Genomic DNA, 22,213 nt, shown 5'->3' with positions numbered 1-22,213 from the left:
GCGGGGCGCGGGGCGCGGGGCGCGGGGCGCGGGGCGCGGGGCGCGGGGCGCGGGGCGCGGGGCGCGCTTGCGGGGTGACGTTCGTTGTGGGGCAGGCGTTGCCGGCCAGGTGCGCGGTGATTGCGGCGCGCGGGTGATCCGGGCCGGGGCGGCCTTGCGGTTAGGCGGTGACTGGTACCGGGGCTGCGTCGGTCGGGGTGGCCTGGGGGGCCGGCGCGACCGGGCGGCGTTCCCGGGTGGACCACTGCACCGACAGGGCGGCCAGCAACACCAGGCAGGAGCCGAGCATGTGCGCGCCGACCAGGAGCGCCGGCACGTGGGTGAAGTACTGCACGAAGCCGATCAGACCCTGACCCAACTCCACGGCGACCAGGATGATCGCGGCGCGGGTGGCCCGCTGCGCGCCGACGGCGCGGAACGCGAAGATCAGCGCCACCGAGAGACCGATCAGCAGGAAGACCCCGTCCGCGTGCACTTGCGAGATCGTCTCCGGGTCGAGCCCGTTGCGAGCGGCGCCGTGGTCGCCGGCGTGCGGGCCGCTGCCGGTGACCCAGGTGCCGACGACCAGCACGGCGACGGTGACGCCGGTGGTGACCCGGGCCAGCGCGCGCAGCGGTGCGGGCACCACGGCCACTGTCGGGCCGTCGGGGTCGCCGATGCGTCGCCAGAGGGCGTACGCGGCGGCGATCACGGCCATCGAGGCGAGGAAGTGCAGCCCGACCACCCACGGGTTGAGGTTGGTCAGCACTGTGATGCCACCGATCACCGCCTGGGCGGGGATGCCCAGGAAGACTGCCACGGCCAGTGCGAGGAGCCCGGGTCGGCGGGGCCGGTGCAGCAGTACGGCCAGCACGGTGGCCAGCGCGATCAGACCCACAGCGAAGGTCAGCATGCGGTTGCCGAACTCGATCACCCCGTACACGCCCATCTCGGGCGTGGTGACGTAGGAATCGTCGGTGCACCGGGGCCAGGTGGGGCAGCCGAGGCCCGAGGCGGTCAACCGGACGGCCCCGCCGGTGACGACGATGCCCACGTTCGCGATGATCGAGGCGAGCGCGAGGCGGCGCAGCAGGATGCCGGAGACCGGACGGACGATTCGGTTCACGGCGCAAATCCTACGCACCGTAGTGATCGAGGTTCGTCCGACTCCGTCGGGTCGGTGGTTGGGATCACCGGGGCCCGGGTTTGCGACCCTCCGGGTAATTACGTAACGTTGGCGTTGTGAAAAACGCGGCGGCGCTCTCCGGGCACCAACCGACGGCCGTACCGGCCCTCGGTGCGTCCGCGTCCGCGCCTGTCGTGACCACGTCGGCGGGCCTCGCCGGCCCGGCGGCGGCCGAGGTCTCCACCCGGGATCGGGTCACGCAGTTGCTGCTGGAGCAGGGTGCCACCACCGCCGCGCAGCTTGGCGCGGCGCTCGGGCTCAGCCCGGCGGCGATCCGCCGGCACCTCGACGCGATGCTTGCGGACGGTGACGTGTACGCCCGCGAGCAGCCCGTGCAGGGCAGTCGCGGTCGGGGGCGCCCGGCCAAGGTGTTCCTGTTGACCGAGGCCGCCCGGGTCCGCTGTGGCACACACCACTACGACAACATGGCCACCGCCGCGCTGCGCTGGATCGCCCGCAGTGGCGGTTCGGACGCGGTCGAGGCGTTCGCCACCGAGCAGGTGTCGGCTCTCGAGTCCCGTTGTCGGACGGCGATGGAGGACGCTGGCGACGAGCCTCTCGCCCGAGCCGAGGCACTCGCCGCGGCGCTCACCGGCGAGGGTTACGCTGCCAGTGCGACCACGATCGCCTCTGGCGGCCAGCTCTGTCAGCACCACTGCCCGGTGGCGCACGTGGCCGCCGAGTTTCCTCAGCTGTGCGAGGCCGAGACCGCGGTCATCTCCCGTCTGGTCGGCACCCACGTGCAGCGTCTGGCCACCATCGCGCACGGCGACGGGGTGTGCACCACGCACATCCCGACCCAGCCGGGCCGCGCTCAATCCGGTAATCCCGTAACCACTGTGAGGACAGATAGATGACCGAGCAGATCGTCCAGCCCCTGACCCAGGAAGAGCAGCTCGCCGCCCTGGGCCGGTACGAGTACGGCTGGTCCGACCCGGACGCCGCCGGGGCGGTCGCCCAGCGCGGTATCAACGAGGCGGTGGTGCGGGACATCTCGGCCAAGAAGAACGAGCCGGCGTGGATGCTCGACCTGCGGCTGAAGGGCCTGCGGCTGTTCGGCCGTAAGCCGATGCCGGCCTGGGGCGCGGACCTCACCGGGATCGACTTCGACAACATCAAGTACTTCGTGCGGTCGACCGAGAAGCAGGCCACCAGCTGGGAGGACCTGCCCGAGGACATCAAGAACACCTACGACCGGCTGGGCATCCCGGAGGCGGAGAAGCAGCGGCTGGTCGCCGGTGTCGCGGCGCAGTACGAGTCGGAGGTCGTCTACCACAAGATCCGTGAGGACCTTGAGGAGCAGGGCGTTCTCTTCCTGGACACCGACACGGCGCTGCGCGAGCACGAGGACGTCTTCAAGGAGTACTTCGGCACGGTGATCCCGGTCGGCGACAACAAGTTCGCCGCCCTGAACACCTCGGTGTGGTCCGGTGGCTCGTTCATCTACGTGCCGAAGGGCGTGCAGGTCGAGATCCCGCTGCAGGCCTACTTCCGGATCAACACGGAGAACATGGGCCAGTTCGAGCGGACGCTGATCATCGTCGACGAGGGTGCGTACGTGCACTACGTCGAGGGCTGCACCGCACCGCTCTACTCCTCCGACTCGCTGCACAGCGCGGTCGTGGAGATCATCGTCAAGAAGAACGCGCGCTGCCGCTACACGACCATCCAGAACTGGTCGAACAACGTCTACAACCTGGTCACCAAGCGCGCCGTCTGCCACGAGGGCGCGACCATGGAGTGGGTCGACGGCAACATCGGCTCCAAGGTGACCATGAAGTACCCGGCGGTCTACATGACCGGCGAGCACGCCAAGGGCGAGGTGCTCTCGGTGGCGATGGCCGGCGAGGGTCAGCACCAGGACGCCGGCGCCAAGATGGTGCACGCCGCGCCGCACACCTCCTCGACCATCGTGTCGAAGTCGATCGCCCGTGGCGGCGGCCGCACCTCGTACCGGGGTCTGGTGCAGGTGCTGGAGGGTTCGCACCACAGCCGGAGCACCGTCAAGTGCGACGCGCTGCTGGTCGACACCATCTCCCGCTCGGACACCTACCCGTACGTCGACATCCGTGAGGACGACGTGTCGATGGGTCACGAGGCGACCGTCTCCAAGATCAGCGACGACCAGCTCTTCTACCTGATGAGCCGGGGCCTGAGCGAGGACGAGGCGATGGCCATGATCGTGCGCGGCTTCATCGAGCCGATCGCCAAGGAGCTCCCGATGGAGTACGCCCTGGAGCTCAACCGTCTGATCGAGCTTCAGATGGAGGGCGCGGTCGGCTGACGCCGCCGCTCCCCGTGGCGGGCCGGAACCTCGGCCCGTCACACCTGGCCCCAACTCGTCGTCACGGAACAGACAGACCAAGGAAGAAATGACTACCCAGGCTTCCGCGCCGCCGCCCAGCACCAAGTCGCAGGCGCTGCGCTCGTACGACGTCGCCGACTTCCCGGCCCTCACCGGCCTGGAAGAGGAGTGGCGTTTCACCCCGCTCAAGCGCCTCCGCGGCCTGACCAGTGACGCGCCGGCCGCGACCGGCTCGGTCCGACACGAGTACGGTGACCTGCCCGAGGGCGTCGCCATCACCCGGATCGGCCGGGACGACGAGCGGGTCGGCAGCGTGCTGACTCCGGTCGACCGGGTCAGCGCGTTGGCCTACGGTGCCGCCGCGGACGCCCTGCTGCTGCGGGTGGCCCCGGACGTGGTGCTCGGCGAGGCGGTCCGGCTGCGGGTGGTCGGCGAGGGTATCGCGCAGCCGGCCTTCGGTCACACCTTCGTCGAGGTGGGCCGGTTCGCCGAGGCGACAGTGGTGCTGGAGCACGTCGGGTCGGCCACCCTGGCCGACAACGTCGAGGTGGCCGTGGCGGACGGCGCGAAGCTGACGCTGGTCACTGTCGCCGACTGGGCCGACGACGCGGTCCAGGCCCAGCACCTGAAGATCAAGCTGGGCCGGGACGCGAAGGCCATCCACATCCAGGTCTCCCTGGGTGGCGACCTGGTCCGGCAGTTCACCAGCGTGGAATACACCGGGCGCGGTGGCGAGGCCGAGCTGTACGGCGTCTACTTCGCCGACTCCGGCCAGCACCTTGAGCACCGGCAGCTCGTCGACCACAGCGTCCCGGACTGCCGCAGCTACGTCGGCTACCGGGGCGCTCTGCAGGGCGAGAGCGCGCACACCGTCTGGGTGGGCGACGTCCTCATCCGGGCCGAGGCGACCGGCACCGACACGTACGAGATCAACCGGAACCTGCTGCTCACCGACGGCGCGCGGGCGGACTCCGTACCCAATCTGGAGATCGAGACCGGCGAGATCTCTGGTGCCGGCCACGCCAGCGCGACCGGCCGCTTCGATGACGAGCAGTTGTTCTACCTGATGGCCCGGGGCATTCCGGAGAGTGAGGCCCGCCGGCTGGTGGTCCGCGGTTTCTTCGCCGAGCTGATCAACAAGATCCCGGTGGAGTCGCTGCGTGAGAGCCTCGGAGATGCGATCGAGGCTCGGCTGACCAAGGCGGGCGCTTGATGATCCGCATCTGCTCCACCGAGGACGTGCCGAAGGGCACCGCGATCAGCGCGGACGTCGACGGCACGCCGATCGCCCTGGTGCACGGCGAGGACGGCGGCTTCTACGCCGCGTACGACGAGTGCTCGCACGCCTCGGTCGCGCTCTCCGAGGGCGAGGTCGACGGCTGCACGCTCGAGTGTTGGCTGCACGGCTCGCGCTTCGACCTGCGCACCGGCGAGCCGACCGGCCTGCCCGCCACCGAACCCGTCCCCGTCTACCCCGTCGAAGTCCGCGACGGCGACATCTACCTCAGCCTGACGCCGAGTAATGGAGTGACCCGATAATGAGCACCCTGGAGATCCGCGACCTGAAGGTGTCGGTCAAGCTGCCCGAGGGTGAGCTCAAGCCGATCCTGGCCGGCGTCGACCTGACCGTGAAGTCGGGCGAGACCCACGCGATCATGGGCCCGAACGGTTCCGGCAAGTCCACCCTGGCGTACTCGATCGCCGGTCACCCCAAGTACGAGATCACCGGCGGCACGGTGACCCTCGACGGCCAGGACGTGCTGGCCATGACGGTCGACGAGCGCGCCCGCGCCGGCCTCTTCCTGGCCATGCAGTACCCGGTCGAGGTGCCCGGTGTCTCGGTCGCGAACTTCCTGCGGACCGCGAAGACCGCCATCGACGGCGAGGCGCCGAAGCTCCGTACCTGGGGTGGCGAGCTGCGCGGCGCGATGGAGCGTCTCCAGATGGACCCGGCTTTCGCCCAGCGCAACGTCAACGAGGGCTTCTCCGGTGGTGAGAAGAAGCGGCACGAGATCGTCCAGCTGGAGCTGCTCAAGCCGAAGATCGCCATCCTCGACGAGACCGACTCCGGTCTCGACGTGGACGCGCTGCGCGTGGTCAGCGAGGGCGTCAACCGGGTTCGCGACAACGGTGACACCGGCGTGCTGCTGATCACCCACTACACGCGGATCCTGCGCTACATCAAGCCGGACTTCGTGCACGTCTTCGTGGCCGGCCGGATCGTCGAGCAGGGCGGCCCGGAGCTTGCCGACAAGCTCGAGGCCGAGGGCTACGAGCGGTACGCCGCCGGGGCCGGCACGGCCAAGGCCTGAGCGGGAGAGGCGCTGCCGAGATGACCAGCATCGCGATCCCCTCGGGGATGCCGCAGTACGACGACGTGCCGCGTTTCGACGTGGCCCGGGTGCGCGCCGACTTCCCGATCCTGGGTCGGGACATCAACGGGCACCCGCTGGTCTACCTCGACAGCGCCAACACCTCGCACAAACCGCGCCAGGTGCTCGACGTGCTCGACGAGCACTACGCGCGGCACAACGCCAACGTGTCGCGCTCGGTGCACACCCTGGGCACCGAGGCCACCGAGGCGTACGAGGGGGCGCGGGCGAAGATCGCCGCGTTCATCAACGCGCCGAGCACCGACGAGGTGGTGTTCACCAAGAACTCCACCGAGGCGATCAACATCGTGGCGTACGCCTTCTCGAACGCCTCGCTGCGCCCGGACGCCGACCCCCGGTTCCGGCTCGGCCCCGGCGACGAGGTGGTGATCTCCGAGATGGAGCACCACTCGAACATCGTTCCGTGGCAGCTGCTCTGCGAGCGCACCGGCGCGACCCTGCGCTGGTTCCCCGTCACCGACCAGGGGCGGCTGGACGAGTCGGGCCTGGAGGATCTGGTCACCGAACGGACGAAGATCGTCTCGCTGGTGCACGTGTCGAACATCCTCGGCACCGTCAACGCCACCTCCCGGATCACCGCGCGGGTCCGCGAGGTGGGCGCGCTGCTGCTGCTGGACTGCTCGCAGTCGGTGCCGCACCTGCCCATCGACGTGGTCGACCTGGACGCCGACTACATCGTGTTCACCGGCCACAAGATGTGCGGTCCGACCGGCATCGGTGTGCTCTGGGGTCGGGGTGAGCTGCTGGCGGCCATGCCGCCGGTCTTCGGCGGCGGCTCGATGATCGAGACGGTCACCATGGCCCGCTCGACGTTCGCCGCGCCGCCGGCCCGCTTCGAGGCGGGCACCCCGCCGATCGCCGAGGCGGTCGCGCTCGGCGCGGCGGTCGACTACCTGACCGGCATCGGGATGCAGGCCATCCAGTGGCACGAGAAGGAGCTGACGGCGTACGCGCTGGACGCTCTCGGCTCGGTACCGGACCTGCGGATCTTCGGTCCGACAGTGCCGGTGGGCCGGGGCGGCACCATCTCGTTCGCACTCGGTGACGTGCACCCGCACGACGTGGGTCAGGTGCTCGACTCGCTCGGCGTGCAGGTGCGGGTGGGTCACCACTGTGCCAAGCCGGTGTGCAGCCGGTTCGGTGTTCCGGCCATGACCCGGGCGTCGTTCTACCTCTACACCACCACCGAGGAGATCGACGCTCTGGTGGCCGGTCTGGAGCAGGTGCGGAAGGTGTTCGACTGATGCAGCTCGACCAGCTCTACCAGGAGATCATCCTGGACCACTACAAGCGCCCGCACGGGCGTGGCCTGCGCGATGCCGACGACCCGGGTGACCAGGTCGCGGAGGCGCACCACGTCAACCCCACCTGCGGTGACGAGGTCACCGTCCGGGTGGCCACCGACGGCACGGTGCTGCACGACATCTCGTACGACGGGATGGGCTGCTCGATCAGCCAGGCATCGGCGAGTGTGCTGCACGAGTTGCTGCGTGGTCGCGGCGCCGGGGAAGCATTCGAGGTGCACGAGGCGTTCGTGGAGTTGATGTCCGGACGTGGCCAGGTCACGCCGGACGAGGACGTGCTCGGTGACGGGGTTGCTTTCGCGGGTGTGGCCCGTTACCCCGCCCGGGTCAAGTGCGCGCTGCTGCCGTGGATGGCGTTCAAGGACGCCGCGGCACGCGCCGGTGTGGGTGTGAGCCCGGAGGTGAAGGCGTGAGCGAGCGTCAGCGAGCGAATGACACAGTGGTGCCGTGTGGCATCACGCAGCGATGCGGAGGGACGGCATGAGCGAGCGTCAGCGAGCGAATCAGTGGTTCAGCGCGTTGGTGCCTCATGGCGTCACGGAGCGAAGCGGAGGGACGGCATGAGCGAGAACACCGCAACTGAGGCGACGCCGGAGGCCAGTGACACCCCAGTGGTGCCGCAGACCGACGCCGCGACGACCGATGGCACCGGTGACGCCGCCGCTTCCGCGGGCGGCGTCAGCAAGGCCATGATCGCCGACATCGAGGAGGCGATGAAGGACGTCGTCGACCCGGAGCTCGGCATCAACGTGGTCGACCTGGGCCTCGTGTACGGCGTCCACGTCGACGACGAGAACGTCGCCACCCTGGACATGACGCTCACCTCGGCGGCCTGCCCGCTGACCGATGTCATCGAGGACCAGACCCGGCAGGCGCTGACCACCGGCCCCGGCGGCGGCCTGGTGAACGACATCCGGATCAACTGGGTGTGGCTCCCGCCGTGGGGCCCGGACAAGATCACTGACGAGGGTCGGGACCAGCTCCGCTCCCTCGGCTTCAACGTCTGACCTGATCCCACGTCGTCGAGCGCGGTACCCGTCCGGGTGCCGCGCTCGACGCGTTTCCAGGCCGACCGAAAGTAGTGGAACGGATCGTTCCGGTCTGCTAAGCTGAACTCATCAAACGGAGCGGAATATTCCGCTCCGGCGGCGGGTGGGTCAGCTCGCTGGAAGCCGGCGGAGAGGGCAGGACGATGGGCGAGATGGCGGCGGGGCAGTGGCGGATCGTGCTCGAAGAGGCGCACGAGGCGCTTCGGACGGCAGTCGAGGGGGTTCCGGCCGACGCCTGGGAGCGGCCCACCCCGTGCGAGCGGTGGAACGTCACCCAGGTGCTTCAGCACGCGGTCGGCGATCAGCTCGCCTTCGCGGCGGCGATCGACGGCGGGCCGGGGCCGGTGGAGGACCCGTTCGCGCCGTCCGGTCAGATCGACGGTGACAAACTCGCTGGCCTACGCGCCGCCCTCGACGCGTCCGCGAGGGCCTGGAACCGTGTCGCCGACGACGATCCGGAGGTGCCCACGCCGCTGCCCCAGGGCAAGCTGCCCGCCGAGGTCGGCGCCGTGGCGTGCGCCCTGGATGCCGCAGTGCACGCCTGGGACATCGCGGTGGCCACCGGCCAGCCGTCCCCGCTCGGCGTCGAACTAGCCCGCCCCCTGCTGGTGGTGGCCCGGCAGATCGTCGAGCCGCTGCGTGCCTACGGCGCGTACGCCCCGGCGATCGACGGCGCTGCGGAAGCCGACGAGGTCGCGGCCCTGCTCTCCTACCTCGGTCGCGACCCCCGCTGACCCGGGTGCGTCATTGATCGGCCCTGAACAGCTCAAGATCGTGCTCGATCGTTGATGTAGTGGCCTCGGCGCAGCGCCGAGGCCACTACATCCTGGTTCGAGGCGTACGTCCCAAGCCCCTCCCGGTCTCGGCGGCGCTGTGCGTCGTCACGAGGCGCGGGGCGCGAGGAAAATCGGTGGCGGGGGCGCGGGTCCGGCGCGGAGGATGCGCGTGTGATTGAGGCGTACCCGTTGCAGGTTCCTGTCCGTGCGGCGACTGCCGTGCGCCGACAGCGGCCGTTCCGGGGACGAACCTCGACCCGCCACCGACGTCCGTGACCCGGGCGTTCCTCGCCGGCCTGGTCGCCGGCTACGGCGTCGCCATTCCCGTCGGCGCGATCGCGATTCTCATTCTGGGCCTCAGTGCCCGTACCTCGTTTCGGGTGGGTGCGGCGGCGGCGCTCGCGGTGGCTACCGCCGACGGGCTCTACGCGGTGGTGGCCGTCCTCGGCGGCGCTGGCCTGGCCGGGATCATCGCGCCGGTCGCGGGGCCTCTGCGGGTGGTCGCTGCCGTGGTCCTGCTGGGTCTCGCCGGGCACGGACTGTGGCGAACGTGGTCCGCGCACCGCTCACGGGTGACGCCGACGGCACGGGCCGGTCGGGGCATGGGCACTCCGGGCCGTGCCTACGCGGCGCTGCTCGGGTTGACACTGCTGAACCCGATGACGGTCCTCTACTTCACGGCGCTGGTCCTCGGCCGTCGGGACACGGCCGACTCGGGGGTGCTCGCCGTGGCGCTCTTCGTGGCCGGGGTGTTCGTGGCGTCGGCGAGCTGGCAACTGGTCATCGCCGGCGGTGGCACAGTGGTCGGCCGGGCGCTGACCGGGCCGCGCGGCCGGCTGGTCACCGGCCTGCTCTCCAGCGCGCTCATCGCCGCGCTGGCGGTGGCCGCGCTGCTTCCGAGCTAGCGGGCCCGTCGGAGCGTGCCGGGCCCGTCGGAGCGTGCCGGGCCCGTCGGAGCGTGCCGGGCCCGTCGGAGCGTGCCGGGCCCCGCGGGCCGCCCGGGGGTCCGCGCGGGGCCGCTGTGCCGTACGGTCGGGCGATGACCAGTCGACCCGCAGCCGGCGGAGGCCGGTGGGTCGAGGTCGACCCGGCCCGCGTCGGCCGCTGGGTCGAGGGCTTCGCCGACCGGCACGGCCCGCCGACCACCAGCGCCCAGGAGTACGGCCTGCTGCTCGCCGCCCCGGACGGGGCAACCGCCGAGCTGTACGCCCCACCGGGTGCGCCGACCGGGGTGGATGTGGCCGGGTTCGTGGCCTCCGCCGTCATGCCCCGCCGCGTCGGCCTGCTGTTGGCGCGCAAGGGCGCTGTGGCGCTCGGGGTGGCCGAGGGCGGCGACCTCGTCGTCTCCAAGGTGGACACCCGGTACGTCCAGGGGCGCACCGCCGCGGGGGGATGGTCGCAGCACCGGTTCGCCCGTCGGCGTGACAACCAGGCGAAGGCTGCGCTGGGTGACGCGGCGGACCTGGCCGTACGGCTGCTGTTGCCGGAGGTGGCGACGCTCGCCGCGCTGGTCTGCGGCGGTGACCGGCGGGCGGTGGACGGGGTGCTGGCCGACCGGCGGTTGGCCCCGCTCGTGCCGTTGCGGGCGGAGCGGCTGCTCGACGTGCCGGAGCCGCGACACGCGGTGCTGGTCGCGGCGGTGGGTGCGGCCCGGGCGGTACGGATCCTGGTGCGCGACCCCGACTGACCTCGGCCTTCACTGACGCCGTCGCCGTCGCCGTCGCCGTCGCCGTCGCCGTCGCCGTCGCCGTCGCCGTCGCCGTCGCCGTCGCCGTCGCCGTCGCCGTCGCCGTCGCCGTCGCCGGCGGCGGTGGCGTCGGTGGGGAGACGATCGCCACCCAAAACGGGGTTCGCGGCGTGCTGCCCGGCCGACCGCCGGAGGATGGGCGCGTGGAGTTTCTGGTTGACATGGTGACGACGGTGCCGCAGGGAACGTCGGAGGACGGGGTCGCCGACATGCGTGCGCGAGAGGCGGCGCGTTCGGCCGAGCTGACGGCCCAGGGCAGTCTCCTGCGGCTGTGGCGGCCGCCGCTGGCGCCGGGGGAGTGGCGTACGTGGGGGCTGTTCCAGGCCGACGACGCCGATGAGCTGGAAGCCGTGCTCGCGTCGATGCCGCTGCGCGCCTGGCGGCGCGAGACCGTGACGCCGTTGACGCCGCACCCGAACGACCCGGGTCAGCCGCCTCGCTGACCCTGCGAGGGCACGCCGGCTCGACAGGCACACAACGGGGCACGTCCGTCAGCAGGGAGATCATCATGTCCGAGGCCCAGATTCTGCGCACCGTCCTCGATCGGTGGAAATCGGCAGTCGACGCCCACGAGCCCGATCGGGTCGCTGCGTGCTTCACCGACGACGCGATCTTTCAGGGGTTGCAGCCGAACACGGTCGGTCGTGCCGGCGTCGCCGCGTACTACGCCGGACAGCCGCTCGGCCTGACCGCCGCGTACGACATCAGGGAGATCCGTCGTCTCGCCGACGACGTGGTCCTCGGCTACCTGGAGGTGGAGTTCGGCTTCACCGACCGACCGGCCCTGACCGTCAACCTGGGCGTGCTCCTGCGGCGGGTCGACGACGACTGGCTCATCGGCCACTACCAGGTCTCGCGGCTCACCTGACCCGGGAGCTTCGGCGGAAATGACGATCGTGGCAGGCCTCGCTGAGGGCCTGCCACGATCTCGGAGCGGATGTCAGAGCTGGTCGGTGCCGAAGGTGTCGCAGGTCTTCGGGTCGCCGCGGTCGTAGCCCTGGTTGAACCAACGCTTGCGCTGCTCGGACGTGCCGTGGGTGAACTGGTCGGGGTTGACCTGCCCGCCGGAGCGCTCCTGGATGCTGTCGTCGCCGATCGCCTCCGCGGCCTGCACGGCCTCGCTGATGTCAGTCTGGGTGATGGACGTGAACAGCGGTTCCTGGCCGGTCTTGTCCTTGCTCTCGGTGGCGTGCTTGGCCCAGGCGCCGGCGTAGCAGTCGGCCTGCAGCTCCAGCCGTACGGAGGCGGAGCGGGGGCCGCTCTGGTCGCCCTGGCCGGCCTTCGCGTTGGTGCCGAGCAGGTTCTGGACGTGGTGGCCGTACTCGTGGGCGAGCACGTACGGCTGGGCGAACTCGCCCTTGGCACCGAACCGGGACGCCAGCTCGTCGTAGAAGCTCAGGTCGATGTACACCTGCTTGTCGGCGGGGCAGTAGAACGGGCCGACGCCCGAGTCGGCCTGCCCGCAGCCGGTGTTCACAGCGGCCTGGAAGAAGTTGGTGTCGGTCGCCTCGTACTTTCCGTTGCCCAACTCCGGGTACGCCTTCTGCCAGTAGGCCTGGATGCTGTTGACGTAGAGCAGGTTGCGGCAGCGCGCGTCGTCGAGCCGGTCGGGGTTGGCGGTGGAGCACACCTGCTCCAGGTCGCTGCCCCCGGCCTGGCCGCCCTCGTCGCCATTGGTCATGGCGTTCAGGCCGAACCCGCCGCCGAGCAGCGCGACGAGCACGGCGACCACGATGCCGATGATGCCGCCCCGGCCACCGCCGCCGGGGATGGGGATGCCCATGCCGCCGCCCCCACCGCCGGATCCACGCCCGAGGTCGTTGGCCTGGGAGGTGTCGAGCTCGGCCCGCTCGTTGAGTTCCATGGTGACCCCGATCGCCGTATGCCGCTGAATGTCTTATAGGTGTCGTTTCGTCCATCGAGTGCCGGACGGGGTCCGGACAGGCGTTCCGATACCCGATGATCTTGATCGGTAATCCGGGCGGGACGTCCGACGGCGCCCGGTACACTTGCCAGGTGCTGCGCTGCGAAGGCTGAACCGCCCCGCGCCGTCGGGCCCCTTGAGCCCGCCGGCCGTTTCGCGTGCCCCGAGTCAGCCTTCCGAACCCCGAGAGCGAGCCCGCAAACATGATCACTGTCACCGGCCTGGAACTGCGTGCCGGTTCCCGGATCCTGCTGTCCGACACCACCCTGCGCGTGCAGCCCGGTGACCGGATCGGCCTGGTCGGTCGCAACGGCGCCGGAAAGACCACCACGCTGAAGGTGCTCGCCGGCGAGGGGCAACCGTACGGCGGCCAGATCGACCAGCGCAGTGCCATCGGCTACCTGCCGCAGGACCCGCGCACTGGTGACCTGGAGGTCACCGGCCGCGACCGGGTGCTCTCCGCGCGCGGCCTGGACGTGCTGATGGCGCAGATGCAGGAGGTCGAGGCCCGTCTCGCCGAGGACGCCACCGACAAGCTGGTCCGTCGGTACGGCGCGCTGGAGGACCAGTTCGCCGCCCTCGGCGGGTACGCGGCCGAGGCTGAGGCCGCACGGATCTGTGCCAACCTCGGCCTACCGGACCGGGCGCTCGCGCAGACCATCGGCACCCTCTCCGGTGGTCAGCGTCGCCGCATCGAGCTGGCCCGGATCCTGTTCCGCGACGCCGGCGAGAACGGCGGCGGCATCCTGCTGCTCGACGAGCCCACCAACCACCTCGACGCCGACTCGATCACCTGGTTGCGGGGCTTCCTCGCCAACCACAAGGGCGGCCTGATCGTGATTTCCCACGACGGGGCGCTGCTGGAGTCGGTGGTCAACAAGGTGTGGTTCCTCGACGCCACCCGGTCGGTCATCGACGTGTACAACCTGGGTTGGAAGGCGTACCTGGAGGCGCGCGAGACCGACGAGCGACGCCGCCGCCGGGAGCGGGCCAACGCGGAGAAGAAGGCCGGCGCGCTGATGGCGCAGGCCGACAAGATGCGGGCCAAGGCCACCAAGACCGTTGCCGCGCAGAACATGGCCCGCCGCGCCGAGAAGCTGATCTCCGGCCTGGAGGAGGTGCGGGTCTCCGACCGGGTGGCCAAGGTGCGTTTCCCCAGTCCCGCGCCGTGCGGCAAGACCCCACTCACGGCGACCGGCCTCTCCAAGTCGTACGGATCGCTGGAGATCTTCACCGACGTCAACGTGGCGGTGGACCGGGGCTCCCGAGTGGCCATCCTCGGGCTCAACGGCGCCGGTAAGACGACCCTGTTGCGGATGCTCGGCGGGCTGCTCAGCCCGGACACCGGCGAGGTGCACGCGGGGCACGGCCTGCGGTTGGGCTACTACGCCCAGGAGCACGAGACGCTGGACGTGGAGCGGACGGTGCTGGAGAACATGCGCGCCGCCGCCGTCGAGCAGTCCGACACCGACCTGCGCAAGATCCTCGGCGCGTTCCTGTTCTCCGGTGACGACGTGAACAAGCCGGCCGGCGTGCTGTCCGGCGGCGAGAAGACCCGGCTGGCGCTGTCCACTCTGGTCTGTTCCGGCGCCAACGTGCTGTTGCTCGACGAGCCGACGAACAACCTCGACCCGGTCAGCCGGGAGCAGGTGCTCGACGCCATCGCCAACTACCCGGGCGCGATCGTCCTGGTCACCCACGACCCGGGTGCGGTGCTGGCGCTCAAGCCGGACCGGGCCATCCTGCTGCCCGACGGTGACGAGGACGCGTGGAGCGACGACCTTCTCGAACTGGTCGAGCTGGCCTGACCGAGGCTGCTCGGTCGGCTCTCAGCCGAGCAGGTCGGCCAGTCGGTCGAGCACGCCGGAGCTGACCAGGATCACCAGCCCGATGGCGATGAAGATCGTCGGCACCAGCCAGGCGCCGGCGCGCTCGACCAGCCGGACCACCCTCCGGTGCCCGCCCAGCCAGGCCCCGGCCACGCACCAGAGCGCGATCAGCAGCACGAAGACCAGCAGGAACACGGCGCTGTCTGCCACACCGAGGGCCCGGAAGACGGGTACGTAGACAGCGACGTTGTCGGCGCCGTTCGCGATCGTCACCCCGGCCACGCCGAGTGCTCCGGTGACGACCGCCGGTGCCTCGTCGTCGCCCGAACTGCGCAGCGCGCGTACGCCGAGCGCTATCGGCAGCAGGCCGAGCAACCCCGTCCACGGGTCGGGGACCACCAGGAGTCCACCCGCGACCACCGCGCTGGCAAACGCGAGCGCGCCGATGCCGAGGTATTGTCCGGCGACAATTTCCCAGGTGCGGGGTTGGCCGGTGGTGCGCGCCGCGACGAAGAACAGCGTCAGGATGACGATGTCGTCGATGTCGGTGGCGGCGAAGACCACGGCCGCCGCGCCGGCGGTGCTCAACAGGTCGATCACGAGCGAAGGCTACGGGCCGTCGGCAGCCGCCAGCTCCCGGCGGTGGTACGCGCGGACGCCGTGACGGGCCGGATCGCCAGGATCACTCTATCGGGAAGCTGACATTGCATAGCGTGTCGGTTGGCGAAGAGTTGATATCTGGCGCATGATCGTTCGAGGCGGTCTAATAGGTGGGACCGTATCCGAACCGCACAGTCTGGGACGTGAGGACACAGCATGGCAGCCACTGGCACAGCCACCAGCACTGAGAAGGGTCGCCGGATCGTCGGAGCCGAGCGTCAGACGCTCGCCAAGGACCTGGTAAAGCGGTACACCTCGGGGGAGAGCATCCGCGCGTTGGCGGCCTCGACCGGCCGTTCCTACGGGTTCATCCACCGAGTGCTCACCGAGTCCGGCGTGCAGCTGCGTCAGCGCGGTGGCGCCCGGCGCCGCAAGAAGGCGTGACCCGCCCCTCAGCGTCGTCCACCAGCGCCGCGCCCCGGGACGTCCGGTGACCGCCGAGGCGACCGGGGTTCGGCTGACTTGCGACGGGCCGGTCGCCACGGTGACGTTGTGCCGGCCCGACGTGCTCAATGCCCAGACGCCCGCGATGTGGCAGGCGATGAGCGACTTCTCTCGCGATCTGCCCGGCGACGTGCGGGTGGTGGTGGTCCGCGGTGAGGGTCGCGCGTTCTCGGCCGGCCTCGATCTCGCGGTGGCGGGTGCCTCCGGCCCGGGGTCGTTCGCTGAGCTGGCCACGCTGCCCGAGCAGGAGTGCGCCGAGCGCATCGCGGAGTTCCAGGCCGGTTTCACCTGGCTGCACCGGCCGGATGTCGTCTCCGTCGCGGCCGTGCAGGGCCACGCGATCGGTGCCGGCTTCCAGCTCGCGCTCGCCTGTGACCTGCGAGTGCTGTCAGCGGACGCGAAGCTGTCGATGGCCGAGGTGACCCTCGGTCTGGTGCCCGACCTGGCTGGCACGAAACGCCTCGTCGAGTTGGTCGGCTATTCACGGGCGTTGGAGATCTGTGCGACAGGCCGCCGGTTGGACGCCGCCGAGGCGGACCGGATCGGGTTGGCCACCCTTGTCGTACCCCCGGCCGAGCTGGACGACGCGGTGCGGGACCTGACCGCCGGCCTGCTCTCCGGGGCCCGCGACGCGGTGGTCGAGATCAAGGCGTTGCTCGCCGGTGCGGGCGGGCGGTCGCACGCCGACCAGCAGCGCGCCGAGCGGGAGGCGCAGACCCGTCGGCTGCGTGACCTCGCCGGCACTGGAGAATAGGTAAGGACCGCACGGGAAGATCCGGGTTACGACCGAGGTTGTCACACTCGTCGGGAGAATTGACCTGACGGTGCGGTCCGCCCGGCAACCCGGAGGTGAGCGATGTCCAACCCGATGTCCGGCGGTGGCATGGCCGGGTGGAGCATGCTCCGGTCGATGCGCAACCGCGACGAGGTCTCCAGCCACCGGCTCAAGCGGGGGGTGGCCCGCCGCATCGTCGCCTTCGCCCACCCCTACCGGCGCGACATCATCGTCTTCCTGGCCACGGTGGTGTTGGCCGCCATCATCGGCGTGGCCACTCCGGTGCTCGCCGGTGACGTCATCAACGCGATCAACCGGGGCGGCACCGAGGCCGGGCGGCTCGTGGTGCGGCTCGCCCTGTTCATCGCCGCGCTGGCGGTCGCCGACGCGCTGCTGTCGCTGGCCCAGAGGTGGTATTCCGCCCGCATCGGCGAGGGCATCATCTTCAACCTGCGCACCCGGGTCTACGACCACGTGCAGCGGATGCCGTTGCAGTTCTTCACGCGTACCCAGACCGGCGCCCTGGTCAGCAGGCTCAACAACGACGTGCTCGGCGCCCAGCGGGCGTTCACCTCCACCCTGTCCGGCGTGGTCAGCAACGTCATCCAGTTGGTGCTCACCGCGGCGGTGATGTTCACCCTCTCCTGGCAGATCACCGCGCTGTCGCTGGTGCTGCTGCCGATCTTCATCATCCCGGCCCGCCGGGTCGGTCGACGGCTGGCGGACATCACCCGCGAGGCGTACAACCTCGACGCCAAGATGAACGCGACAATGACCGAGCGGTTCGGGGTGGCCGGCGCGCTGCTGGTGAAGCTCTTCGGCCAGCCCGAGATCGAGGCCCGCCGGTTCGGCGACCGGGCCGAGCGGGTCCGCGACATCGGCATCCAGTCCGCTATGTATTCCCGCACGTTCTTCGTGGCGATGCTGCTGGTCGCCTCACTGGCGCAGGCGCTGACCTATGGCCTCGGCGGCTGGCTCGCGGTGACCGGCGGCGTCAGCGCCGGCACCGTGGTGACGCTCGCGCTGCTGCTCACCCGCCTGTACGGGCCGCTCACCGCGCTCTCCAACGTCCGGGTGGACGTGATGAGCGCGCTGGTCTCCTTCGACCGGGTCTTCGAGGTGCTCGACCTCAAGCCGGGCATCGTGGAGAAGCCCGACGCGGTGTCGGTGCCGGTGGGCGCTGGCCGCGTGGACTTCCGCGACGTGCGTTTCCGCTACCCGAGTGCCGCCGAGATCTCCCTCGCCTCCCTGGAGGAGGTCGCCACGCTCGACCGGACCGTCAACGAGCCGGTGCTCAAGGGGGTCTCGTTCAGCGTCGAGCCGGGGCAGATGGTCGCGCTCGTCGGCCCGTCCGGGGCGGGCAAGTCGACACTGTCGATGCTCATCTCCCGGATCTACGACGTCAGTGACGGGCAGGTGCTCGTCGGTGGGGTGGACGTGCGAGATGCGACGCTCGCCTCCCTGCGCGACGAGATCGGTGTGGTCACCCAGGATTCGCACCTGTTCCACGAGACGATCGCCGAGAATCTTCGCTACGCCAAGCCGGACGCCACCGACGACGAGATCTGGGCCGCCCTGGCCGGGGCGCAGGTGGCCGATCTGGTTCGGGCGCTACCCGACGGTCTGGACACCACAGTGGGGGAGCGCGGCTACCGGTTCTCCGGCGGCGAGAAGCAGCGCATCGCCATCGCGCGGCTGCTGCTCAAGGCCCCGTCGATCGTGATCCTCGACGAGGCGACAGCACACCTGGATTCGGAGAGCGAGGCGGCGGTGCAGCGTGCGCTGTCGGTGGCGCTGGCCGGACGTACCGCGCTCGTGATCGCGCACCGGCTCTCCACAGTGCGCGACGCCGACCAGATCCTGGTCCTGGACGGTGGGCGAATCGTTGAGCGGGGGCGGCACGAGGAGTTGGTAGCGGTCGGTGGGCTCTACGCCGAGCTGTACCGCACCCAGTTCGCTGTCGCCGACTCGCCCACCCCGTTCGTCGACGCGACAGGTCCCGAGCCGGTGGTCATGCCGCTGGGCACCTACCGCGCCGACGAGGTGCTGCCGCCCGCCGCCGCCAACTGACGTCTTCGCCGCGCTGATCATCTCGGGTTCCTGGAAGTCGGGGCGTCCCGGTCGCAGTGACCGCCCGACTTCCTTGAAACCGTGTCGATCAACGGTCGGCTGGTCCGGCGGGCCGAGGGTCTGGTAGCCCGGTCGCCGCCCGCAGCTCGGCGAACGCCAGGCCCAGGGTGACCGGGGTGAAGTGCGCGTTCAGGCCGCTGGGGTTGGGCAGCACCCACAGCCGGGCGTCGGCCAGCGACTCCGGCTGCGGCCCGAAGGTGGCCTTGGGCCGTTGGAAACCGATCCGGTACGCGGTCACTCCCACCACTGCCACCCAGCGCGGCCGGTACCGGGCCACCTTGTCGGTCAGGATCGCCGCGCCGTCGAGGAGTTCCTCGGCGCTCAGCTCGTCCGCGCGGGCGCTGGCCCGGGCGGCCATGTTGGTGATGCCGAGCCCGAGCGCCGGCAGTTCGTCCTGTTCGCTGGGGTGCAGCAGCCGAGGGGTGAACCCACCCCGGTGCAGGGCGGGCCAGAACCGGTTGCCGGGTCGAGCGAAGTGCCAGCCCGTCGCGGCCGACCACAGGCCCGGGTTGATGCCGACGAAGAGCACCTCCAGCTCCGGCGCCAGCACGTCGGGAATGGTCCGGTCCGCAGCCGCCGCCAGATCAGCCCGGGTCGGCCGGGAATGCCGGATGCTGGAGGGGCGGATCGGGTCGGGGGTCACAGCCCGCGCAGCGCGCCGCCGTCGACCGGCAGGGTGATCCCGGTGAGGTAGCTCGCGGCGGGGGAGAGTACGAACGCGGCCACCCGGCCGAACTCGGCGGGGTCGCCGATGCGGCGCAGCGGGATGCCGGCCTCCGCCTCGGCGCGGGCCCGCTCCGGGTCGCCGGTCGCTCCGAACAGCTCCCGGTTGCGGTCGGTCATGATCCGGCCAGGCAACAGGCCGACCACTCGGACCCCCCGTGGGCCGTAGTCGTCGGCGATGTCCTTGGCCGCGCCGACCAGGCCGGGCCGCAGGCCGTTGGAGATGCCCAGGCCGGGCACCGGGCCGCGAGCCGAGGTGGAGAGCACCAGCCCGATCGCGCCGCCCTCGGGCAGGGCGTTGGCGATGGTGCGGACCGCGCGGATGGTGCCCAGGAAGACGGTCTCGAAGGAGAGCCGCCACTGCTCGTCGGTGACCGCTGCGGCATTGCCCGGCGGCGGCCCGCCGACCGAGATCAGCGCGCCGTCGAGCCGGCCGAAATGCTCCTGCGCGGCGGCGACGAGCTGCCCCGGGGTCTCCGGGTCGGTCAGGTCAGCGGTCAGCCCGACGGCGTGCTCCGGGCCACCCAGCTGCTGCGCGGCGGCGGCCACCGCGTCCGGGTCGCGGGCCGAGAGCACCACCCGCGCACCGTCGGCGACCAGGCTCTGCGCGGTCGCGTAACCCAGCCCGCGGGAGGCGCCGGTGAGGACGTACACGCGGTCGGTCAGTCCGAGATCCATAACTCCGATCCTGCCGCATCCGGTACGGCGTCGCCAGCAGGGCCCGATCCCCGTGCGGCGGGGCGCAGCAGGCGTACCCGGCCGGCGATCTGCACCGCGACGGCGCCGCCGGCGCGGCCCACCGCCGGCGCCCGGCGCGGACGTGGCGCCCGAAGCCCGTCGTAGCGCAGGCGTGCCTCCCGGACGGCCAACTCCTCGGCGGCCGCCGGGGGAAGCCTGTGCTGGGCGTGCAGCGCCCGAGCCAGGTCCCAACCGTCGCGCAGCGATCCGGCGGTGGGTCGCCGGGCGGCCCAGTCGGCGAAGGTGGTCGACCAGTTGGCACCGAGGCCGGCGGCGAGCAGCGGCCAGTGCCGGGCCACGTCGCCGGCGCGTTTACGCAGCACTGCCGCGCGGGTGGCGGCCAGCGGTCCCGGCGCGAACCCGGGCGGGGGTGGCCCTCCGGCGACCAGCGCCGCGACCAGTTCGGCCTGCCGCTCGGCCAGCCCGGCGCGGGGCGTCTGCGCGGAGGGTGCGCCGGTCATGTCACGGCCGGAAAACCCGCGGCGGTGGCCAGGGCGTCCAGTTCGGCGCGGAGTTCGGCGGCCGGCGGGTAGTGGCCGTCGCGCTCCAGCAGCAGCGCCGGCGGTCGCCGTCGGGCGCAGAGCGCGCCGACCAGCTCCAGCACCGCTGTCGGCACCGGGTCGGTGTGGGTGTCGTGGTAAAAACCGCCGTGCTCGGCGCCGCCGGCCACGTGTGCGTACGCGATCCGGTCGAGCGGCAGGCGGTCCAGCAACGCCAGCGGGTCGGCGCCCCGGTTGCGGGCGTTGGCGTGCACGTTGGCCACGTCCAGCAGCAGCAGTGCCCCGGTCCGGTCGAGGATCTCGGTGAGGAAGTCCGCCTCGGTCAACTCGTCGTCGGGCCAGTCGACAAGCGCGGCGATCGGCTCCAGCGCGATCGGCACCGGAAGCTCGGCCTGTGCCCGCGCCACATTGGCGCAGACCGCGTCGACGGCTTCCCGGCTGCGCGGTAGCGGCAGCAGGTGGCCGGCCTCCAGGCCGCCGGCCCGGACGAACGCGATGTGCTCGCTGACCAACGGGGCGTCCAGCCGTTGCGCCACAGCGGCCAGGTGGGCGACCCGGGCCCTGTCGACCGGCTCGGCGCCGCCGAGGGAGAGCCGCACGCCGTGCGGTACGACGGTCACCGCGCGGTCCCGCAGCTGCGCCAGACCGGGCGGGAGCGGCCCGGAGGCGGACACCCCCTCGGCCACCACCTCGACGAAACGCAGGCCGGGCAGCTCGGCCACGAAGCCGGCGATCTCCGGACGCCAGCCGATGCCGACCCCGGACGGGCCGGTCATCCGCCGCACCCGCCGCCGCCCCCGCACCCGCCGCCTCCGCCGCCGCCGTCCCCACCGGAGCTGTCGCCTCCGCCACCGGACGATCCGTCGGACCCGCCCGTCCAGCCGCCGTTGCCGGAGAGGGCCTGGCGCTGAATCTCGGCCTGCTCGGCGAAGCCCGGGTCGAGAGCCCAGAGCGAGGCGGTGCCGTACAGGGCCACGCCCATCGCCGCGCCGGCCGCTCCGTAGGTGGCGTAGGCCGGCGCGGAGGCCGGCGCGAGGTGGGTGTGCTCCATGCGGACGGAACGGAGGGCGGCACGACCGGCCCGGGTGCGGACGGGTGCCCGGGCCAGCAGCAGGACGGCGCCGAGGAGCACCGCCAGGGTGAGCAGCAGGTAACCCACCGGACGACCGCTGAACAGGCCGGAGATCACCCGGAGCACGCCGAGGCCCAGCAGGGCCAGCAGGAACCGGCTCCAGAGGCGGGCGCGGGCGCGTTGCGCGTCGTTCGTCAACAGCCCGCGCTGCTCCAGGCCGTTGCGGATCTGGTCCAACGCGGTGCGTACGCGCTCGTCCTGCGGCAGGTCCCGGACCCGGGAGTGCTGGTGGGCGGCCCAGTGGACGGCCTGATCCAGTGGGGTGAGCCCGGTCGGCGGGGCGCCGCCGGTGGTCAGCCGACGGTCCGGTCGTACGCCGACCGCGCCGCTGCCGCGCAGCCCGCCCAGTGAGGCGTGCACCGCGAGCTGCGGGCCACCGTTGAGGTACGCGACCTGCTGCGCCCCGAGTGGATCGACTGTGGTGTGCGCCGGGGTGGTCAGCAGGCGGATCCGGTAGTACGCGGCTATCGCCACCACCAGGATGGCCGCCGCGACGTAGTACCGGAGGAAGGTCGGGCCGGAGATGCCCCAGGTGTCGCCGGACGCGGCGTGGACGTTCATCGACTGCTCCTGTCACCGGAGGGATCGGCGGCCCCATTGTGGAGGAGCCTCGCCACGG

Annotated in this window: 25 protein-coding genes; 17 read left to right on the top strand and 8 right to left on the bottom strand. The window is 71.4% G+C overall.

The window, feature by feature from the left end; all coding sequences use genetic code 11:
- Positions 1-160: 160 nt before the first annotated feature.
- Positions 161-1,123, bottom strand: a complete 963-nt coding sequence (locus tag NIE111_RS01600; protein ID WP_238682681.1) for a COX15/CtaA family protein — start codon at positions 1,121-1,123, stop codon at positions 161-163.
- Positions 1,124-1,221: 98 nt separating this feature from the next.
- Here NIE111_RS01600 and NIE111_RS01595 point away from each other — a divergent pair, with 98 nt between their 5' ends.
- The 13 genes from NIE111_RS01595 to NIE111_RS01535 all read left to right on the top strand — a co-directional run bounded on the left by NIE111_RS01595 (position 1,222) and on the right by NIE111_RS01535 (position 11,607).
- Positions 1,222-2,022 (top strand): helix-turn-helix transcriptional regulator, encoded by an 801-nt coding sequence (locus NIE111_RS01595; protein WP_372488267.1) that lies wholly within the window; start codon positions 1,222-1,224, stop codon positions 2,020-2,022.
- Positions 2,019-3,449 (top strand): Fe-S cluster assembly protein SufB, encoded by a 1,431-nt coding sequence (sufB, locus tag NIE111_RS01590; RefSeq protein ID WP_091403689.1) that lies wholly within the window; start codon positions 2,019-2,021, stop codon positions 3,447-3,449. Before NIE111_RS01595 ends, sufB begins: the two co-directional genes overlap by 4 nt.
- Before the next feature lie 88 nt (positions 3,450-3,537).
- Positions 3,538-4,683, top strand: a complete 1,146-nt coding sequence (sufD, locus tag NIE111_RS01585; RefSeq protein WP_238682680.1) for a Fe-S cluster assembly protein SufD — start codon at positions 3,538-3,540, stop codon at positions 4,681-4,683.
- Complete coding sequence (locus NIE111_RS01580) at positions 4,683-5,009, top strand: non-heme iron oxygenase ferredoxin subunit (RefSeq protein WP_091403693.1); 327 nt, start codon at positions 4,683-4,685, stop codon at positions 5,007-5,009. Before sufD ends, NIE111_RS01580 begins: the two co-directional genes overlap by 1 nt.
- Entirely contained in the window at positions 5,009-5,782 is a 774-nt protein-coding gene (gene sufC, locus NIE111_RS01575; protein ID WP_238682679.1) for a Fe-S cluster assembly ATPase SufC, read from the top strand. The genes NIE111_RS01580 and sufC overlap by 1 nt, the downstream gene beginning before the upstream one ends.
- Positions 5,783-5,802: 20 nt before the next feature.
- Positions 5,803-7,107: a cysteine desulfurase gene (locus NIE111_RS01570; protein ID WP_238682678.1), complete on the top strand. Its 1,305-nt coding sequence runs from the start codon at positions 5,803-5,805 to the stop codon at positions 7,105-7,107.
- Positions 7,107-7,580, top strand: a complete 474-nt coding sequence (sufU, locus tag NIE111_RS01565; protein WP_091403700.1) for a Fe-S cluster assembly sulfur transfer protein SufU — start codon at positions 7,107-7,109, stop codon at positions 7,578-7,580. Before NIE111_RS01570 ends, sufU begins: the two co-directional genes overlap by 1 nt.
- A 147-nt stretch (positions 7,581-7,727) precedes the next feature.
- Entirely contained in the window at positions 7,728-8,174 is a 447-nt protein-coding gene (locus NIE111_RS01560) for a metal-sulfur cluster assembly factor (protein WP_238682677.1), read from the top strand.
- Positions 8,175-8,359: 185 nt separating this feature from the next.
- Positions 8,360-8,950: a TIGR03086 family metal-binding protein gene (locus NIE111_RS01555; protein ID WP_238682676.1), complete on the top strand. Its 591-nt coding sequence runs from the start codon at positions 8,360-8,362 to the stop codon at positions 8,948-8,950.
- A gap of 314 nt (positions 8,951-9,264) precedes the next feature.
- Positions 9,265-9,897 (top strand): LysE family transporter, encoded by a 633-nt coding sequence (locus NIE111_RS01550; protein WP_238682675.1) that lies wholly within the window; start codon positions 9,265-9,267, stop codon positions 9,895-9,897.
- Between the two features lie 134 nt (positions 9,898-10,031).
- Positions 10,032-10,679: an acVLRF1 family peptidyl-tRNA hydrolase gene (locus NIE111_RS01545; protein WP_238682674.1), complete on the top strand. Its 648-nt coding sequence runs from the start codon at positions 10,032-10,034 to the stop codon at positions 10,677-10,679.
- Between the two features lie 203 nt (positions 10,680-10,882).
- Entirely contained in the window at positions 10,883-11,182 is a 300-nt protein-coding gene (locus NIE111_RS01540; RefSeq protein WP_238682673.1) for a muconolactone Delta-isomerase family protein, read from the top strand.
- Positions 11,183-11,247: 65 nt separating this feature from the next.
- Positions 11,248-11,607 (top strand): YybH family protein, encoded by a 360-nt coding sequence (locus NIE111_RS01535; protein ID WP_238682672.1) that lies wholly within the window; start codon positions 11,248-11,250, stop codon positions 11,605-11,607.
- 72 nt (positions 11,608-11,679) lie between these two features.
- Here NIE111_RS01535 and ypfJ read toward each other — a convergent pair whose 3' ends face one another.
- A complete protein-coding gene (gene ypfJ, locus NIE111_RS01530; protein ID WP_238682671.1) occupies positions 11,680-12,603 on the bottom strand; it encodes a KPN_02809 family neutral zinc metallopeptidase in 924 nt (307 codons plus the stop codon).
- Between the two features lie 263 nt (positions 12,604-12,866).
- Here ypfJ and NIE111_RS01525 point away from each other — a divergent pair, with 263 nt between their 5' ends.
- Positions 12,867-14,471 (top strand): ABC-F family ATP-binding cassette domain-containing protein, encoded by a 1,605-nt coding sequence (locus NIE111_RS01525; protein ID WP_238682670.1) that lies wholly within the window; start codon positions 12,867-12,869, stop codon positions 14,469-14,471.
- A gap of 21 nt (positions 14,472-14,492) precedes the next feature.
- Here NIE111_RS01525 and NIE111_RS01520 read toward each other — a convergent pair whose 3' ends face one another.
- Entirely contained in the window at positions 14,493-15,092 is a 600-nt protein-coding gene (locus NIE111_RS01520) for a cadmium resistance transporter (RefSeq protein WP_238682669.1), read from the bottom strand.
- Between the two features lie 216 nt (positions 15,093-15,308).
- On the opposite strand from NIE111_RS01520, the gene NIE111_RS01515 reads away from it, so the two are divergent.
- The 3 genes from NIE111_RS01515 (at position 15,309) to NIE111_RS01505 (ending at position 18,441) form a co-directional block, all read left to right on the top strand.
- Positions 15,309-15,536 (top strand): helix-turn-helix domain-containing protein, encoded by a 228-nt coding sequence (locus NIE111_RS01515; protein ID WP_007462679.1) that lies wholly within the window; start codon positions 15,309-15,311, stop codon positions 15,534-15,536.
- A 46-nt stretch (positions 15,537-15,582) separates the two neighbouring features.
- Positions 15,583-16,350: an enoyl-CoA hydratase/isomerase family protein gene (locus NIE111_RS01510; RefSeq protein WP_238682668.1), complete on the top strand. Its 768-nt coding sequence runs from the start codon at positions 15,583-15,585 to the stop codon at positions 16,348-16,350.
- Positions 16,351-16,464: 114 nt separating this feature from the next.
- A complete protein-coding gene (locus NIE111_RS01505) occupies positions 16,465-18,441 on the top strand; it encodes an ABC transporter ATP-binding protein (RefSeq protein WP_238682689.1) in 1,977 nt (658 codons plus the stop codon).
- Between the two features lie 88 nt (positions 18,442-18,529).
- On the opposite strand, the gene mug is transcribed toward NIE111_RS01505, so the two are convergent.
- Genes mug through NIE111_RS01480 form a run of 5 tightly spaced genes read right to left on the bottom strand, consistent with a single transcriptional unit; the run spans position 18,530 to position 22,155 of the window.
- Positions 18,530-19,144 (bottom strand): G/U mismatch-specific DNA glycosylase, encoded by a 615-nt coding sequence (gene mug, locus NIE111_RS01500; protein WP_372488266.1) that lies wholly within the window; start codon positions 19,142-19,144, stop codon positions 18,530-18,532.
- Positions 19,141-19,902: an SDR family oxidoreductase gene (locus NIE111_RS01495; protein ID WP_238682667.1), complete on the bottom strand. Its 762-nt coding sequence runs from the start codon at positions 19,900-19,902 to the stop codon at positions 19,141-19,143. The genes mug and NIE111_RS01495 overlap by 4 nt, the downstream gene beginning before the upstream one ends.
- Positions 19,887-20,423, bottom strand: coding sequence for an SCO6045 C-terminal-like domain-containing protein (locus tag NIE111_RS01490; protein ID WP_238682666.1), 537 nt, complete (start codon positions 20,421-20,423; stop codon positions 19,887-19,889). Before NIE111_RS01490 ends, NIE111_RS01495 begins: the two co-directional genes overlap by 16 nt.
- Positions 20,420-21,238: an MbnB/TglH/ChrH family RiPP precursor modification enzyme gene (locus NIE111_RS01485; RefSeq protein ID WP_238682665.1), complete on the bottom strand. Its 819-nt coding sequence runs from the start codon at positions 21,236-21,238 to the stop codon at positions 20,420-20,422. Before NIE111_RS01485 ends, NIE111_RS01490 begins: the two co-directional genes overlap by 4 nt.
- Positions 21,235-22,155, bottom strand: coding sequence for a TIGR04222 domain-containing membrane protein (locus NIE111_RS01480; protein ID WP_238682664.1), 921 nt, complete (start codon positions 22,153-22,155; stop codon positions 21,235-21,237). Before NIE111_RS01480 ends, NIE111_RS01485 begins: the two co-directional genes overlap by 4 nt.
- Positions 22,156-22,213: the final 58 nt, after the last annotated feature.

Source organism: Micromonospora hortensis (assembly GCF_022230935.1).
Lineage (GTDB): Bacteria > Actinomycetota > Actinomycetes > Mycobacteriales > Micromonosporaceae > Micromonospora > Micromonospora hortensis.
Note: the sequence above shows the minus strand (reverse complement) of the source record. Positions and strands in the feature narration are given on the sequence as shown.

Bases quoted from the DNA above. Each gene is read 5' to 3' on its own strand.
- NIE111_RS01515 (WP_007462679.1), top strand. From the start codon at position 15,309: ATGGCAGCCACTGGCACAGCCACCAGCACTGAGAAGGGTCGCCGGATC.
- NIE111_RS01525 (WP_238682670.1), top strand. From the start codon at position 12,867: ATGATCACTGTCACCGGCCTGGAACTGCGTGCCGGTTCCCGGATCCTG.
- NIE111_RS01490 (WP_238682666.1), bottom strand. From the start codon at position 20,423: ATGACCGGCGCACCCTCCGCGCAGACGCCCCGCGCCGGGCTGGCCGAG.
- NIE111_RS01480 (WP_238682664.1), bottom strand. From the start codon at position 22,155: ATGAACGTCCACGCCGCGTCCGGCGACACCTGGGGCATCTCCGGCCCG.
- NIE111_RS01485 (WP_238682665.1), bottom strand. From the start codon at position 21,238: ATGACCGGCCCGTCCGGGGTCGGCATCGGCTGGCGTCCGGAGATCGCC.
- NIE111_RS01560 (WP_238682677.1), top strand. From the start codon at position 7,728: ATGAGCGAGAACACCGCAACTGAGGCGACGCCGGAGGCCAGTGACACC.
- NIE111_RS01495 (WP_238682667.1), bottom strand. From the start codon at position 19,902: ATGGATCTCGGACTGACCGACCGCGTGTACGTCCTCACCGGCGCCTCC.
- NIE111_RS01545 (WP_238682674.1), top strand. From the start codon at position 10,032: ATGACCAGTCGACCCGCAGCCGGCGGAGGCCGGTGGGTCGAGGTCGAC.
- NIE111_RS01505 (WP_238682689.1), top strand. From the start codon at position 16,465: ATGTCCGGCGGTGGCATGGCCGGGTGGAGCATGCTCCGGTCGATGCGC.
- sufU (WP_091403700.1), top strand. From the start codon at position 7,107: ATGCAGCTCGACCAGCTCTACCAGGAGATCATCCTGGACCACTACAAG.
- NIE111_RS01570 (WP_238682678.1), top strand. From the start codon at position 5,803: ATGACCAGCATCGCGATCCCCTCGGGGATGCCGCAGTACGACGACGTG.
- NIE111_RS01535 (WP_238682672.1), top strand. From the start codon at position 11,248: ATGTCCGAGGCCCAGATTCTGCGCACCGTCCTCGATCGGTGGAAATCG.
- sufC (WP_238682679.1), top strand. From the start codon at position 5,009: ATGAGCACCCTGGAGATCCGCGACCTGAAGGTGTCGGTCAAGCTGCCC.
- ypfJ (WP_238682671.1), bottom strand. From the start codon at position 12,603: ATGGAACTCAACGAGCGGGCCGAGCTCGACACCTCCCAGGCCAACGAC.
- NIE111_RS01580 (WP_091403693.1), top strand. From the start codon at position 4,683: ATGATCCGCATCTGCTCCACCGAGGACGTGCCGAAGGGCACCGCGATC.
- sufB (WP_091403689.1), top strand. From the start codon at position 2,019: ATGACCGAGCAGATCGTCCAGCCCCTGACCCAGGAAGAGCAGCTCGCC.
- sufD (WP_238682680.1), top strand. From the start codon at position 3,538: ATGACTACCCAGGCTTCCGCGCCGCCGCCCAGCACCAAGTCGCAGGCG.
- NIE111_RS01555 (WP_238682676.1), top strand. From the start codon at position 8,360: ATGGGCGAGATGGCGGCGGGGCAGTGGCGGATCGTGCTCGAAGAGGCG.